Raw genomic sequence first — 14,493 nt, 5'->3', positions numbered from 1 at the left:
GTCAGATCACCGGGTGCGGGAGCCGGGCCGCCGCGCGTACGGCCCTGACGTACCGGCAGGAGACGTACAGAGCACCGGTGATGAACTCCAGGGCGCCGGGCATCGGTTTCCCGGTGGCCGCGAGCACCGTGGCCACGACGAGGACGACAACCACGACGACCGTCTCCGTCGTCGTCAGAGCCCCCGCGGAAGGGCCCCTGCCGGGGGCCGGAGAAGAAGAGAGTGAACGCATGCGTTACCACCTGTCGTCATGTCACGCCCCTTTCGGAGCGCGGTGATTGGCTGCACCGTGAACAGCCGGAGGCGACTTCCAGGTCGGCCCTCCAGCCGCCTGGATCCTCTCACCGGTGGTTCGGCCACCACCATGTGCGGCCTCCGGGAAGGGGGCATTGATACCTGGGCGTCCAGGAATTCACCACCGCCTGAGAGGCGGGACGGCACCACTGCCAGCCAGAAGACGCAGATCAGGGAAACAGACCCATTAATTTCATTCAGTTTCGTCCAGCTGCCATTGCCGAAGCGGGGCACCCGGTGCCATCGTCCTTACAACGCCGCCTCCAGCTCTGCTGCCGAGGCCCCCTGGCGTCGTGGCTGCACCATGAAACAGGGACTGGGCATCACCGCGTTCCAGCGCGGCGCCCGAGAAGGTGGCGCACCCTTCACCAGGTGCGCCACCACTCAGCAGCGTCACAATCCGGCTGCTTCGCCCCCCTGGTACGCGGTACGGTGCGCCGATGCCAGCGATCAGGAAGTTCCAAGTCACCTTTGACTGCGCGGAGCCTGAGCGTCTCGCCCGCTTCTGGTGTGAGGTGCTGGGGTACGTCATGCCGCCGCCACCGGAGGGGTTCACCACCTGGGACGATTTCAACCGCACCCTGACTCCTGAGAAGCGGGGATCATGGTCGGCCTGCAGTGATCCCTCAGGTGCCGGCCCGCGCCTGTACTTCCAGCGCATCCCCGAAGGCAAGACCGTCAAGAACCGGGTGCATCTCGACGTCCGGGCCGGCACCGGGCTCGTCGGGGACGAGCGCCTCGCCACGCTCGAAGCCGAGTGCGCACGACTGGTCGCGCTCGGTGCGATCCATGTGCAGACGCTGTACGCCGACGAGGAGAACGAGTCGTGCATCCCGATGCTGGACATCGAGGGCAACGAGTTCTGCATCGACTGAACATGCTCCGCCCCGGGGAGGTGGCTTCCCGCCTCCCCGGGACTTGGGTCCGGGGCCCGGGTCCCGGGTCCCGGACCCCAAGTCCCGGGACGGCCTCAGGCGCGGAGAAGGACCTTCCCCACATGCACCCCGGAGTCCAGCACCCGGTGTCCTTCGGCAGCGAGGGCCATGGGGAGTTCCTGGTCCACCACGGGCCGTACCCGGCCGCCGGAGACCAGCGGCCAGACATGCTCACGGACCGCGGCGACGATCGCCGCCTTCTCGCCCAGCGGCCGCGCACGCAGCGATGTGGCCGTGATGGCGCCCCGCTTCCCCAGCAGCGCCGCGAGGTTCAGCTCGCCCTTCGCGCCGCCCTGCATACCGATCACCGCAAGACGCCCGCTGGTCGCCAGCGCCTCCACATTCCGGTCCAGGTACTTCGCACCGACGATGTCGAGGATGACGTCTGCCCCGGCCCCGCCGGTCGCCTTCCGGATCTCCTCGACGAAGTCCTGCTCGCGGTAGTTGATCAGTACGTCGGCGCCCAGCTCCGCACAGCGGGCCAGCTTCTCGTGGCTTCCCGCGGTGACGGCCACCCGCGCTCCCACCGCCTTGCCCAGCTGGATCGCCATCGTGCCGATCCCACTGGAACCGCCGTGCACCAGCAGCATCTCGCCGGGGCGCAGATGGGCGACCATGAAGACGTTCGACCAGACGGTGCAGGTGACTTCCGGCAGCCCCGCCGCGGTGACGAGATCGATCCCTTCCGGTACCGGCAGCAGCTGTCCGACGGGTACGGCGACCTTCTCCGCGTACCCCCCGCCGCCCAGCAGCGCACACACCTCGTCGCCGACGGCCCACCCGGACACCCCGGGCCCCAGCGCCGTGATCCGCCCGGAGCATTCCAGGCCGGGATAGGGCGAGGCCCCGGGAGGCGGGTTGTAGAAGCCCTGGCGTTGCAGGACGTCGGCACGGTTGACGGCGGACGCCACGACCTCGACGAGGACTTCGCCCTCGCCGGGGACGGGGTCGGGCACTTCGGCCCAGACAAGCGCCTCGGGACCGCCGGACTCGGGGATCGTGATCGCATGCATGATCGCGAGGCTACTCCGCGCCGGCGCCCGTCGCCTTGGAGGAAACCCGGACAATCGCGATCACCCGGTCGGTGAGCTGGAGCGGGCTGGCGTCGGGGTCGTCGTACCCGAGCAGCCGGTGCCCGCGCTTCACGGTGACGACCAGATCGTTCACGTCCCGGACGCTCCGGCCGACCTCGGCCTTTATGACCGGCCGCTCGACCAGATCGAGCCCGCTGCCCTGCTGGATCAGATCCTCCATCACGGTCCCCGCGCTCGGGCTGAGCACGGAGAGACCGAGCAGCCGTCCCGCCGCACTGGCGCTCGTGATCACCGCGTCTGCGCCGGACTGGCGCAGCAGCGGAGCGTTCTCCTCCTCGCGCACCGCGGCGACGATCTTCGCCCCCCGGTTGAGCTGCCGCGCGGTCAGCGTGACCAGTACGGCGGTGTCGTCGCGCTGGGTGGCGATGACGATCTGCCGGGCACGCTGCAGCTCGGCGCGGAGCAGTACGTCACTGCGGGTCGCATCCCCGATGACGCCCGCGAAACCCTCCGCGTTGGCGGCCTCGATGACCTTGCTGTTGGGGTCGACGACGACGATCTGCTCGCGCTTCAGACCGGTCGCACACAGCGTCTGCATCGCGGAGCGGCCCTTCGTACCGAATCCGACGACGACGGTGTGGTCACGCAAGCGGAGCCTCCAGCGGTTCAGCCGCCACTCCTCCCGGGTGCGCTCGGTGAGCACTTCGAGAGTGGTGCCGACCAGGATGATCAGGAACAGCACGCGCAGCGGCGTGACAACCAGGATGTTGGTGAGCCGCGCACCGTCGCTGTACGGGACGATGTCGCCGTACCCCGTGGTGGAGAGGGTGACCGTGGCGTAGTAGAAGGAGTCGAGCAGGTCGACCGTGCTGTCGGCGTTGTCGTGATAGCCACCGCGGTCCAGCCAGACGATGAGGGCCGTCACCACCAGCACCAGCAGCGCGATCAGGACTCGCCTGCCGACCTGCCGGAGCGGTCGCTCGACCACCCGCCGGGGTAGTTTCACCCGGCGGGTCACCAATTTTTCCCCCACCTGCCGGTCGAGGGCATCATGACCGGGCAGTTTCACGTGAAACACTCCTCAGCCCACGGCAGATCGAGGATCTCCAGCAGCTGTCCGGCCCGCGCACCGCCGGACGGTACGACGGCGAGTCCGTCGGCGGCGGCGACACCGCGAAGCATCGCCGGCCCATGGAAATGCAGCGGAACCACCTCATATGTCCGGTGCACCACAGGCACGAGTCGGGTGTCGTACGGGTGACCGTGCACCTCTTCGCTTACAGGCATGGCATAAGCCTCCACGACAGCGCGGCCCGCGAGGGCCCGCATCAGCGGATCTGCAAGTGTCAACAGCCCCGATACGGCGGCCAGCGGGTTCCCGGGGAGCCCGACGAGGTGGCGGCCATCGGCCAGCCGGGCGAGCAGCATCGGGTGGCCGGGGCGCACGGCGACGCTGTCGACCAGCAGCTCGGCGCCCAACTGGTGGAGGATCGGGTGGACATGATCGACCGGCCCGGCCGCGGTGCCCCCGGTGGTGACGACGACATCGGCCGGGGAGCCGGCGACGGCCCGCCGGAGGGCCTCGGCGTCGTCGCCGAGATGCCGGGTGGCCAGGACCTCGGCGCCGAGCGTCCGCAGCCAGGGCCCGATCATCGGCCCCAACGCATCCCGGATCAGCCCGTCATGCGGAAGACCGTCGGCCAGCAACTCATCGCCGAGCACCAGCACTTCCACCCGGGGCCGGGGGAGGACCGGCAGCTCGTCGTAACCGGCCGCAGCTGCCAGACCGAGCACGGCAGGGGTCACCAGGCCCCCGGTCGGCAGCAGTTGGTCACCGGTCCGGCACTCCTGGCCACGGGGCCGGATGTCCTGCCCGGTGACCACATTGCGCTGCGCGTACAGCTGTCCGGCGCGGTCGTCGGCCCGGGCATGTTCGGAACGGACGACGGCGGTCGCGTCACGCGGGATCCGGGCACCGGTGGCGATCCGTACGGCGTCGCCGTCGGCGAGCGGGCCGGGCTCGGCCCGGCCGGCGAGGGCACCCTCCCCTCCGCTGATCCGCCAGGGCCCCGGGCCGGAGACGGCCCAGCCGTCCATGGCCGAGGTGTCGAAGGACGGCAGATCGGTGAGGGCGGTCAGCGGTCCGGCCAGGGTCAGGCCCAGCGCCTGGTCCAGCGGCGCCTGCCGCGCGGACGCCGCCACCGCACGCCCCGCCCGCGCCGCACGGAGACGGGCATCGGCCCAGGGCGCGGCACGGTGCTTCTCCGGCCCGGGGGACGACCCCCGGGCGGGCGGGGCGTCGACACCTTCACCGCGGGCCCGAAATGCGGCTTCTCCACCATGGGCCCAGGATGCGGCTTGTCCGTGGGCTCCGGATGCGGTGCCGGGCGCGGCGCGCTCCCCGGATGCGGCAGGGCCGTTCGCGCGGTCGGCGGGGTGGCTCCCGGATGCGGCGGGCTGCCGGCCGGCCGCACGGTGGTGTGACGATGCGGTGGGCTGCGGGGCGGCTGGTGGCTCTTTGCTGACGAGCGCGAGCGCTTCTTCCAGGTCGCGGTCCTGCTCATCCGTCATCCGGCGTCGGTCCCCTTGGCCGCTCCGGCTTCGTCGGCCCACCGGTTGGCGAGCGCGGCGGCCCTGCGTGCGGCCGTGGCAACGGCCTCCGGCCCGTCCTGTTCCGCCTTCGCCGCGGCATAGCCGACAAGGAAGGTGGTCAGCGGCGCGGCCGGCCGGGCGACGCCGTGTGCGGCATCGCGAGCCAGGTCGAGGAGGACGCCGGTGTCGACATCGAGCTCGATGCCCAGCTCGGCTTTGACTGCGGTGATCCATTCATCAAGCACATACCCATGCTCCCTGATACGGGCACGTGCCGATGCCACGTCCTCCCAGGTGTCGCAGTCGAACGAGGCCAGGGGGCCCGCGGCGATCCGGGCGAGCTCCAGCCCGGAGGTGAGCCGCCGCAGCGGCAGCCCGGCGAGCGAACCGTGCTCGGCGGTGAGCAACGCGAGTCCACGGCGCAGGGCGTCGGTACGGTACGCCGCGACGAGGGGCTGGTCACGGCCGCCCGGATCGGTGAGCAGCGCCCCGTCGTGCGGGCCCGCAGCCAGGGCGCCGAGCAGGCCCGGCACGGTGTCCGCACCCAGAAAGGGCAGGTCGGCGGAGAGTACGAGCACGCTGGGGGCCGACACTGCGCGCACCCCGGCTCCGAGCGCCGCCAGCGGGCCGCCACCGGGCGGCTCCTCCCGGGCCCAGACCACAGGCCGCGCGGTCTCCCGTCGCCCCCCGACGACCACAATGGTCCCGGCCCCTCGGCAGGCCCCGAGCACCCGGTCGAGCAGTGTCAGCCCGCCCACGGTGAGGCCGGGCTTGTCGGCACCACCGAGCCGCTTGGCGGCCCCTCCGGCGAGCACCACGGCGTCATACAAGGTCATCCCGCGAGTATGGGCCGCCGCCGGGCTCCACGGAATCCCGCGTCACCCTTCACCCCCGTCATCCTCCAGCCGGTGCCGCCAACCGCCTGGTGCCGCCCAGCCGGTCCCGCCAGCCGCCCGGTGCCGCCCACCCGGTCCCGCCGGCCGCCCCGTACGGTCCACTCCGTGCCCACCCAGCCGGTCCCGCCGGCCGCCCGGTGCCACCAGCCCCAGCCACCCGGCGCTACTCAACCGGGTGCGCCAGGCACCCGGCGGCACGCACCCGGTGCCGCCTGCCCGGTACCGCCAGCCACCCCGTACGGTCCACCCCGCACGGTCCGCCCCTTCCACCCAGCCGGTCCCGCCAGCCACTCAGTGCTACCCACCCGTGCCGGCGCCCACCCGGTCCCGCCAGCCACCCGGCCCCAGGCAGCGGCCTGGACCCAGGCAGCACACGCCTCGCGCCGGACCCCGCCCCCGCAAGCCCGGCCTGATGACCCGACCCGGCCCGGATGAAAGGCCCTAAACCCCCCGCAGCAGTACCGCCGGCTGCTCGACACAGTCCGCCACATAGCGGAGAAAGCCGCCTGCCGTCCCGCCGTCACAGACCCGGTGGTCGAAGGTGAGGGAGAGCTGCACCACCTGCCGTACAGCGAGTTGCCCCTCGTGCACCCAGGGCTTGGGCACGATCCTGCCGACGCCCAGCATCGCCGCCTCGGGGTGGTTGATGATCGGCGTCGAACCGTCGACCCCGAACACCCCGTAGTTGTTCAGCGTGAACGTGCCTCCCGTCAGCTCCGCCGGGGTCAGCCTTCCGTCTCTGGCCGCCTCCGTCAGCCGTAGGAACTCCTCGTTCAGCGACTCCGTGGTGCGCCCATCGGCCCCACGTACCACCGGCACCACAAGGCCGCGTTCCGTCTGCGCGGCGAATCCCAGGTGGACCGAGGGAAGGCGCACGATCTCCCGTGCCTCGGTGTCCACCGTCGAGTTCAGCTCGGGGAAGCGTGCCAGAGCCGCCGTACAGACCCGGGCCAGCAGTGCCAGTACCGAGATCTTCGGGACCGCCGGACCGGCCGCCGCATTCATGGCGGCCCGCGCGGCCATCAGCTCGGTGGCGTCCGCGTCGACCCAGCACGTCGCATCGGGTATCTCGCGACGGCTCCGCGCGAGCTTCTCCGCGACGGCACCACGCACCCCCCGCAGCGGAACCCGCTCCCCCGCAAGCGCGGCAGCAGGAGTAGCCGCAGGCGTGCTCGAAGCCGCAGCCGCGCCAGACGCCTCAGCCACCTCAGTCTCAGCCCCAGCCCCTGCCGGCGCCGTCCCGGTCACCGCCCGTTCGGTGCCGTCCACCGCCGATGTACGTATCGCCTGCTCCACATCGGAGCGCAGGATCAGACCATCGGGCCCGCTGCCCGACAACTCCCTCAGCTCCACACCGTGTTCGCGCGCCAGCCGACGCACCAGCGGAGAGATCACCGGTACCGGACCGGCCCGGAGCGCGGAGTGCGGGACAGAGTCCGGCCGGGTGCCGGTGGCCATCTGCACACGCCGCCGCCGCGTGGTCACCGCGCCGCGTGTCCCGTACCCCACGAGCACGTTCCCCGACGAATCGTCAGCAGATCCCGAGGCACCCGAAACCCCCGCTGCTCCCGCTGCCCCCGAAGCTCCCGAAGCTCCCGAAGCTCCCGAAGAACCATCAGCGCCACCACCGTCAGCACCGCCCGCGGCGCCTCCGGTCGCGGTGCCCACCTCCGGGCCGACCGTCACCGTCAGCAGAGGTGAGCCGACCGGCAGTTCGGTGCCCTCCTCGCCGAACCGGGACGTCACCATGCCCGCGTACGGGCAGGGCACCTCCACCATCGCCTTGGCCGTCTCGACCTCGACGACCGGCTGGTCGACGGCGACGACATCGCCGACCTCCACCAGCCACCGCACGATCTCGGCCTCGGTCAGCCCTTCCCCGAGGTCGGGCAGCCTGAACTCCAGGCAGTTCACATCGGATGCGTCAGAAGCTCCGGAAACAGTGGACATCAGCTCTCCGCCTCCCACTGCAGTCGTGCGACCGCGTCCAGCACCCGGTCCACCCCGGGCAGATGGTGACGTTCCAGCATGGGCGGCGGATACGGGATGTCGAACCCGGCGACCCGCAGCACCGGCGCCTCCAGATGGTGGAAGCAGCGCTCCGCCACCCGGGCGGCGATCTCCCCGCCGGGCCCGCCGAATCCGGCCGACTCATGGACCACGACCGCCCGGCCCGTCCGCCGTACCGAAGCGCATACCGTCGCATCGTCGAACGGCACCAGCGAGCGGAGGTCCACGACCTCCAGGTCCCAGCCCTCCGCACGGGCCGCCTCCGCCGCCTCCAGACAGACCGGCACCGAGGGCCCGTACGTCAGGAGAGTGGCGCTGCTGCCCGCGCGCCGTACCACGGCCCGGCCTATCGGCTCCACGGCGGCAGGCGCGTCCGGCGACCACTCGGCCTTCGACCAGTAGAGCCGCTTCGGCTCCAGGAAGATGACCGGGTCGTCGGAGGCGATGGCGGCACGGAGCAGCCCGTACGCGTCGGGGACCGTGGCCGGTGTGACGACATGGAGCCCCGGAGTCGCCATGTAGTACGCCTCGGATGAGTCGCTGTGGTGCTCGACCCCGCCGATCCCGCCGCCGTACGGCACCCGCACCACGATCGGCATCGGCAGCGCACCCCTGGTGCGATTCCGCATCCGCGACACATGGCTGACGAGCTGTTCGAACGCCGGATAGGCGAAGGCGTCGAACTGCATCTCCACCACCGGACGCAGCCCGTACATCGCCATACCGACCGCTGCCCCGAGGATCCCGGCCTCGGCGAGCGGCGTATCCGTACAGCGGTCCTCGCCGAACTCCTTCGCGAGGCCGTCCGTGACCCGGAACACCCCGCCGAGCGTCCCGACGTCCTCCCCCATGACATGCACGGTGGGGTCCTCGGCCATCGCGTCGCGCATCGCCCTCTGGAGGGCCTGCGCCATCGTGGCCGGCTTCACCGCGACTGTGCTCACCGCCCGGCCTCCGCTTCCAGCTCGGCGCGCAGTTGCTCCGACTGCTCACGCAGCTGCGGCGTCGGCGTGTCATAGATCCCGGCGAAGAGGTCCATGGGGTCGAGCGGCGGATCGGCGTTCATCCGCCCGCGCAGCTCCGCCGCCATCGCCTCGGCGGCCTCGGCGGCCGCCTCCTTGCGCTCCTCGTCGAGCAGCCCCCGCCCGGTCAGCTCCCGCTCCAGGAGCCGGACCGGGTCGTGCGCCCGCCAGGACTCCACTTCGGCGTCCGCCCGGTAGCGCGTGGCGTCGTCGGCGTTCGTGTGCGCGTCCATCCGGTAGGTCACCGCTTCGACCAGGGTCGGGCCACCGCCGGAGCGCGCCCGCCGGACGGCGTCGGAGAGCACCTGGTGCATGGCCGCCGCGTCGTTCCCGTCGACCAGCCGGCCCGGCATTCCGTATCCCACTGCTTTGTGGGCCAGCGAGGGGGCGGCGGTCTGCTTGGCGAGGGGCACGGAGATGGCGAAGCCGTTGTTCTGCACGAGGAAGACGACAGGGGCGCGCCACACGGCGGAGAAGTTCAGCGCTTCGTGGAAGTCGCCCTCGCTGGTCCCGCCGTCCCCGACCATCGCGAGCGCCACCACGTCGTCCCCGGCCAGACGGGCGGCGTGGGCCAGGCCGACCGCGTGCGGGAGCTGGGTGGCGAGGGGGGTGGACAGCGGGGCGATACGGCGCTCCCGTGGGTCGTACCCGGTGTGCCAGTCGCCCCGCAGGAGCGTCAGCGCCTCGACCGGGTCCAGTCCGCGCGCCACGGCCGCGAGGGTGTCGCGGTAGCTGGGGAAGAGCCAGTCCCGCTCCTCCAGGACCAGCGCCGCGGCCACTTCGGAGGCCTCCTGGCCGGTGGACGACGGGTAGACGGCGAGCCTGCCCTGCTTGGTGAGGGCCGTCGCCTGCGTGTTGAACCGCCGGCCGTGCACCAGTGCGTCGTACAGCCGGAGCAGCAGCTCCCTGTCGAGCCCGGCAGCGGACTCCGTACCGAGCACCCGGTACGGCTCCGGGTCCGGGAGCAGCGGAGCGGGGTCGGTGCGGAGCTTCCATGCCGGGTAGGCAGCAGCACCGGGCAGCTCTTGGACCGTCATGCCAGACACCTCCTCGTGGGAGCGGGAGGGCGCATCGCCAGTGATGCGCCTCACCTACCGATTGTTCGGTCGAAAGCGCATTTTGGCTACTGACCCCCTCAGCCTGTGGACAAACGGTTCTCCACAGCCTGGGATAGAAGCAGGTCGTCCATGACGGAGAGGCGGGGGCAGGTGGCAGCTGAACAAATGGCCGACGAGGGCGGGCGTCCTCCCGCACGCCCGCTGGACGCCATCGACCGCGACATCCTGCGGATCCTCCAGCAGGACGGCCGCGCGTCGATACGGTCCGTCTCGGACCGCGTCCATGTGTCGCGCGCCAACGCGTACGCCCGGATCAACCGGCTGATCGAGGACGGCGTGATCCGCGGGTTCAGCGCCCGGGTCGACCATGAGCGCGCCGGCCAGGGGTCGTCCGCCTACATCACCCTCAAGATCGTCCAGAACTCCTGGCGCACGGTCCGCCAGCAGCTCACCGAGCTGCCGGGCACGGCTCATATCGCCTTGGTCAGCGGCGATTTCGATGTGCTCCTGCTGGTACACAGCGCGGACAACAGGGCGCTGCGGGAACTCGTCCTGACGAAGATCCAGGCCATCCCCGAGGTGCTCTCGACCCGGACCCTGCTGGTCTTCGAGGAGACGGACCTGGACCCGGCCAAGCCGACGGACCTGGACAGTCACCGGGACGAGTGATCCCGGGCCCGCAGGGCACGACCGCCCAGGTCAGCGCGGAGGAGCGGTACGCAGCCCCTCGAACGCCAGCTGTACGACGGTCTCGGCCAGCTGGTCCGCGTCGGGGCCCGCGCCCGGCGCCGGGCGGACCCACTCGACCAACGAGTTGATCATCCCGAAGAGCAGCCGGGTCGCCAGCCGTATGTCCACGTCGGAGCGGAGATCCCCGTCGGAAACCGCCGCCTTCAGCAGCTCGGCCACCCGCTGGTCGAACTCCCGGCGCCGCTCCATCGCCCAGCGCTCGGTCCTGGTATTGCCGCGCACCCGCAGCAGCAGCGTCACATAGGGGAGTTCCGCCATCAGCACATCGACCGTACGGCGCGTGACGTACTCGACCTGCTGGATCGCGCGCCCCCGCGCCGCCCCCGGCTCGTCCAGGACACCGAAGAGCCCGTCGATGGCGCGGCTGACCGCGCGCCGCAACAGCTCTTCCTTGCCCGCGACATGGTGGTAGATCGAGGACTTGGAGATGCCCGCGGCCTGCGAGAGATGCTCCATGGACGTGCCGTCGTAGCCGCGCTCGTTGAAGACCCGCACCGCGACCGTCAGCAGGGTCTCCGGTGTGTACGTGTCCCGCTTGGGGGTAGCCATCAGATCGTCCCGCCCTTCTCCGGATGGACGTACGACTGCCGGTACAGCGCGAGCGACGGCGCATAGCGGCCACTGGGCACGCGCGCGTGGAGTTCGTCGAGCAGCTCGTGCGCCCAGGCACGGCCGAGCCTGCGCCCCCATTCGACCGGCCCCAGCGGATAGTTCACGCCGAGCCGCATCGCCGTGTCGATGTCCTCTGCGGACGCGACGCCCCTGGCCAGGGCGTCCGCCGCGAGGTCCACCAGCATCGCGACCGTCCGGGCCACGATCATGCCGGGGACGTCCCCGATGACACTGACCTTCTTGCCGAGGCTCTGGAAGAGACCGATCGACTGGCGCAGCGTCTCCCAGCCGGTGACCTCGGACGCCGACAGCGCGATACGGGTGGCGGACCGGTAGTCGAGCGCCAGGTCGAAGTAGACGACGTCGCGGAACTCGGCGGAGGTCTGCCCGTCCGCCAGCACCAGCTGGCCCCCGCTGGGCAGCACGATCCTGCTCCCCCCGTCCTCCTCGTCCTCACGCACCGCGATCCCCGCCTCGCGGGCCATCGCGACCAGCTCGGCCGCGGGCCCGAGGTCGCCCTCCACCGTGATTCCGGACGGGGCCTCGGTGGCCGGGGCGGTGTGCGGCTCGGGCCTGACCGCGCCCTCCTCGTACCCGTACCAGCCGTGGCCGCTCTTCCGGCCCAGCCGCCCGGACTCGACGAGCCGCTGCTGAGCCAGTGAGGGACGGAACTTGGGGTCCTGGAAGAACGCGTCCCAGACCGAGCGGGTGACCGCTTCGTTGACGTCCTGGCCGATCAGGTCCGTCAGCTCGAAGGGGCCCATCCGGAAACCGCCCGACTCCCTGAGCACCGCGTCGATGGTGGCGGGATCGGCGCCCCGCTCCTCGTGGACCGCGAAGGCCTCGGCGTAGAAGGGGCGTGCGATGCGGTTGACGATGAAGCCGGGGGTGTCGGTGCAGCGTACGGGGGTCTTGCCCCAGGCCTTCGCCGTCGCGGCCGCGAGCCGGGCGCTCTGTTCTTCGGTCGCGAAGCCGCTGACGATCTCGACGAGGGGGAGCAGCGGCGCCGGGTTGAAGAAGTGCATCCCGACGAAACGGCCCGGGTGGCTGAGCGCGCTCGCGATGGCGGTCACGGAGAGGGACGAGGTGTTGGTCGCGAGCAGGCAGTCCTCGCTGACGATGTCCTCAAGAGTGGTGAAGAGTTCCTGTTTGGCGGGGAGTTGTTCGAGGATCGCCTCGATCACGAGCCCGGCGTCGGCGAGCTCGGCCGGATCGGCGGCGGGCAGCAGCCGGTCCCGGGCGGCGTCCCGCTGCGCCGCGTCCATGCGGCCTTTCGCGACCAACCGGTCCAGCCGGGCGGTGATGGCTTCGGCGGCCTTCTCCGCGCGGCCGGGCAGCGCGTCGTGGAGGCGCACCGGATGTCCGGCGACCAGGGCGACCTGGGCTATGCCCTGGCCCATGGTGCCGGTGCCGACGACGGCGACGGTACGGCCCGGCGCCAGGGCGGGCAGGTGTGCGGTGGCGGTCATGGGGCGATCTTCCCGTACGGAGTTATCCACAGTCTGAGCGGACCCCCTTGTCCCGACCGATCGTTCGGTTACTCTAACTCTGTCCACCTGTCCTGCGCAGCTCGACGAGGAGTTGTTCCGCGATGCAGCTGACCGAGCTGTCCAAGACCCATCGGCCCACGCTCGACCAGGCCCTCGAAGCGATCCGTACGCGTGCGTACTGGACGCCGCACCCCGAGCACCCCAAGGCGTACAGCGGTGACGGCAATGCCGCCTTCGACGCGCTGCTCGGGCAGCGCATCGATCCGGGCCAGCCAGGAACCGACGACTGGACGGGCGGCGAAGTATCGCCGTACGGAGTCGAGTTGGGCATCACCTATCCCCACCCCGATCTGGATGTGCTGCTGCCCGCGATGAGCACGGGCACGGCGGCGTGGCGCGCGGCCGGTCCCGAGACCAGGGCCCTGGTCTGTCTGGAGATCCTGGCGCGGATCAGCGCCCGTACGCCGGAGTTCGCCCACGCGGTCATGCACACCAGCGGCCAGGCGTTCATGATGGCCTTCCAGGCGGGCGGCCCGCACGCCCAGGACCGCGGCCTTGAGGCCGTGGCCTACGCCTATGCGGAGCAGGTCAGGACGCCGTTGTCGGCCGACTGGTCCAAGCCGCAGGGCAAGCGCGATCCACTGGAGCTGCGGAAGTCCTTCACCTCGGTGGGCCGGGGCATTTCCCTGCTGATCGGCTGCAACACCTTCCCCACCTGGAACGGCTATCCGGGCCTGTTCGCCTCGCTGGCCACCGGGAACCCGGTTCTGGTGAAGCCGCACCCACGCGCGGTGCTGCCGCTCGCCCTCACTGTCCAGGTGGCCCGTGAGGTCCTCTCCGAGGCCGGGTTCGACGCGAATCTGGTGGCGCTCGCCGCCGAACGGCCCGGCGAGGGGATCGCCAAGGCACTCGCGGTCCGTCCGGAGATCAGGATCATCGACTACACCGGTTCGACCGCCTTCGGCGACTGGCTGGAGGCCAACGCCGGCCAGGCGCAGGTCTACACGGAGAAGGCCGGGGTGAACACGGTCGTCGTCGACTCCACGGACGACTACAAGGGCATGCTCGCCAACCTGGCGTTCTCGCTCTCGCTGTACAGCGGCCAGATGTGCACCACCCCGCAGAACCTGCTGATCCCGGCCGAAGGCATCACCACGGACGCGGGACCCAAGAGCTACGACGAGGTGGTCGCCGACCTCTCGGCCGCGGTCGCGGGACTCCTCGGCGACGACACCCGGGCGAACGCGCTGCTGGGGGCGCTGGTCAACCCCGATGTACGGGACCGCCTCGAAGCGGCCGCGGATCTGGGTGAAGTGGCTCTCGCGTCACGGGAGATCACCCATCCGGACTTCCCGGGGGCCGTGGTCCGTACACCGGCGATCGTCAAGATGGACGGCGCGCGGAAGCACTGGGACACGGAGGATGCCGACGCGGCCTATCTCTCCGAGTGCTTCGGCCCTGTCTCCTTCGCGGTAGCCGTCGACTCGACCAGGTCGGCCCTTGACCTGCTCCGTCGCACGGTCCGCGACAAGGGAGCGATGACGGTGGGCGCGTACACCACATCGACCGAGGTGGAGCGGGCTGTGGAGGAGGTCTGCCTGGAGGAGTGCGCCCAGCTTTCGCTGAATCTGACGGGCGGGGTCTACGTCAACCAGACCGCGGCTTTCTCGGACTTCCACGGCTCGGGCGGAAATCCGGCGGCGAACGCAGCGCTGTGCGATGGCGCGTTCGTGGCCAACAGGTTCCGGACGGTGGAGGTCCGCCGCCAAGCGTGAAGGCGGGGGCGCAGGGCCGGGGGGT

The 14,493-nt window shown here is 71.1% G+C and carries 13 protein-coding genes; 3 read left to right on the top strand and 10 right to left on the bottom strand.

Annotated elements, in window-relative coordinates:
- Nucleotide 1 precedes the first annotated feature (1 nt).
- Nucleotides 2-232 (bottom strand): hypothetical protein, encoded by a 231-nt coding sequence (locus ACWGKJ_RS13830; RefSeq protein WP_385019581.1) that lies wholly within the window; start codon nucleotides 230-232, stop codon nucleotides 2-4.
- Nucleotides 233-734: 502 nt separating this feature from the next.
- Here ACWGKJ_RS13830 and ACWGKJ_RS13825 point away from each other — a divergent pair.
- Nucleotides 735-1,169, top strand: coding sequence for a VOC family protein (locus ACWGKJ_RS13825; RefSeq protein WP_385019583.1), 435 nt, complete (start codon nucleotides 735-737; stop codon nucleotides 1,167-1,169).
- A gap of 95 nt (nucleotides 1,170-1,264) precedes the next feature.
- Here ACWGKJ_RS13825 and ACWGKJ_RS13820 read toward each other — a convergent pair whose 3' ends face one another.
- The 7 genes from ACWGKJ_RS13820 to pdhA form a co-directional block, all read right to left on the bottom strand.
- Entirely contained in the window at nucleotides 1,265-2,242 is a 978-nt protein-coding gene (locus tag ACWGKJ_RS13820) for an NAD(P)H-quinone oxidoreductase (protein ID WP_385019585.1), read from the bottom strand.
- Between the two features lie 10 nt (nucleotides 2,243-2,252).
- Nucleotides 2,253-3,332 (bottom strand): potassium channel family protein, encoded by a 1,080-nt coding sequence (locus tag ACWGKJ_RS13815; RefSeq protein WP_385019587.1) that lies wholly within the window; start codon nucleotides 3,330-3,332, stop codon nucleotides 2,253-2,255.
- Entirely contained in the window at nucleotides 3,329-4,834 is a 1,506-nt protein-coding gene (locus tag ACWGKJ_RS13810; RefSeq protein WP_385019590.1) for a molybdopterin molybdotransferase MoeA, read from the bottom strand. Before ACWGKJ_RS13810 ends, ACWGKJ_RS13815 begins: the two co-directional genes overlap by 4 nt.
- A complete protein-coding gene (locus ACWGKJ_RS13805; RefSeq protein WP_385019592.1) occupies nucleotides 4,831-5,691 on the bottom strand; it encodes an NTP transferase domain-containing protein in 861 nt (286 codons plus the stop codon). The genes ACWGKJ_RS13810 and ACWGKJ_RS13805 overlap by 4 nt, the downstream gene beginning before the upstream one ends.
- 501 nt (nucleotides 5,692-6,192) lie before the next feature.
- Nucleotides 6,193-7,701 (bottom strand): dihydrolipoamide acetyltransferase family protein, encoded by a 1,509-nt coding sequence (locus ACWGKJ_RS13800; RefSeq protein WP_385019594.1) that lies wholly within the window; start codon nucleotides 7,699-7,701, stop codon nucleotides 6,193-6,195.
- The gene (locus tag ACWGKJ_RS13795; protein ID WP_385019596.1) at nucleotides 7,701-8,705 is read right to left on the bottom strand and encodes an alpha-ketoacid dehydrogenase subunit beta; all 1,005 of its coding nucleotides are present in this window, start codon (nucleotides 8,703-8,705) and stop codon (nucleotides 7,701-7,703) included. The genes ACWGKJ_RS13800 and ACWGKJ_RS13795 overlap by 1 nt, the downstream gene beginning before the upstream one ends.
- The gene (pdhA, locus tag ACWGKJ_RS13790; RefSeq protein ID WP_385019598.1) at nucleotides 8,702-9,820 is read right to left on the bottom strand and encodes a pyruvate dehydrogenase (acetyl-transferring) E1 component subunit alpha; all 1,119 of its coding nucleotides are present in this window, start codon (nucleotides 9,818-9,820) and stop codon (nucleotides 8,702-8,704) included. The genes ACWGKJ_RS13795 and pdhA overlap by 4 nt, the downstream gene beginning before the upstream one ends.
- A gap of 171 nt (nucleotides 9,821-9,991) precedes the next feature.
- Between pdhA and ACWGKJ_RS13785 the strand changes: the two genes are divergently transcribed.
- Complete coding sequence (locus tag ACWGKJ_RS13785) at nucleotides 9,992-10,510, top strand: Lrp/AsnC family transcriptional regulator (RefSeq protein WP_385019600.1); 519 nt, start codon at nucleotides 9,992-9,994, stop codon at nucleotides 10,508-10,510.
- A gap of 30 nt (nucleotides 10,511-10,540) precedes the next feature.
- On the opposite strand, the gene ACWGKJ_RS13780 is transcribed toward ACWGKJ_RS13785, so the two are convergent.
- Entirely contained in the window at nucleotides 10,541-11,140 is a 600-nt protein-coding gene (locus ACWGKJ_RS13780; protein ID WP_385019602.1) for a TetR/AcrR family transcriptional regulator, read from the bottom strand.
- A complete protein-coding gene (locus ACWGKJ_RS13775) occupies nucleotides 11,140-12,672 on the bottom strand; it encodes a 3-hydroxyacyl-CoA dehydrogenase (RefSeq protein ID WP_385019604.1) in 1,533 nt (510 codons plus the stop codon). Before ACWGKJ_RS13775 ends, ACWGKJ_RS13780 begins: the two co-directional genes overlap by 1 nt.
- A 122-nt stretch (nucleotides 12,673-12,794) precedes the next feature.
- On the opposite strand from ACWGKJ_RS13775, the gene paaN reads away from it, so the two are divergent.
- On the top strand, nucleotides 12,795-14,468 hold the full coding sequence (gene paaN / locus ACWGKJ_RS13770; RefSeq protein ID WP_385019606.1) for a phenylacetic acid degradation protein PaaN: 1,674 nt from the start codon (nucleotides 12,795-12,797) through the stop codon (nucleotides 14,466-14,468).
- Nucleotides 14,469-14,493: the final 25 nt, after the last annotated feature.

The sequence above is a fragment of the Streptomyces sp. NPDC054757 genome (assembly GCF_053612185.1).
This window is presented reverse-complemented; position numbering and strand designations above follow the sequence as displayed.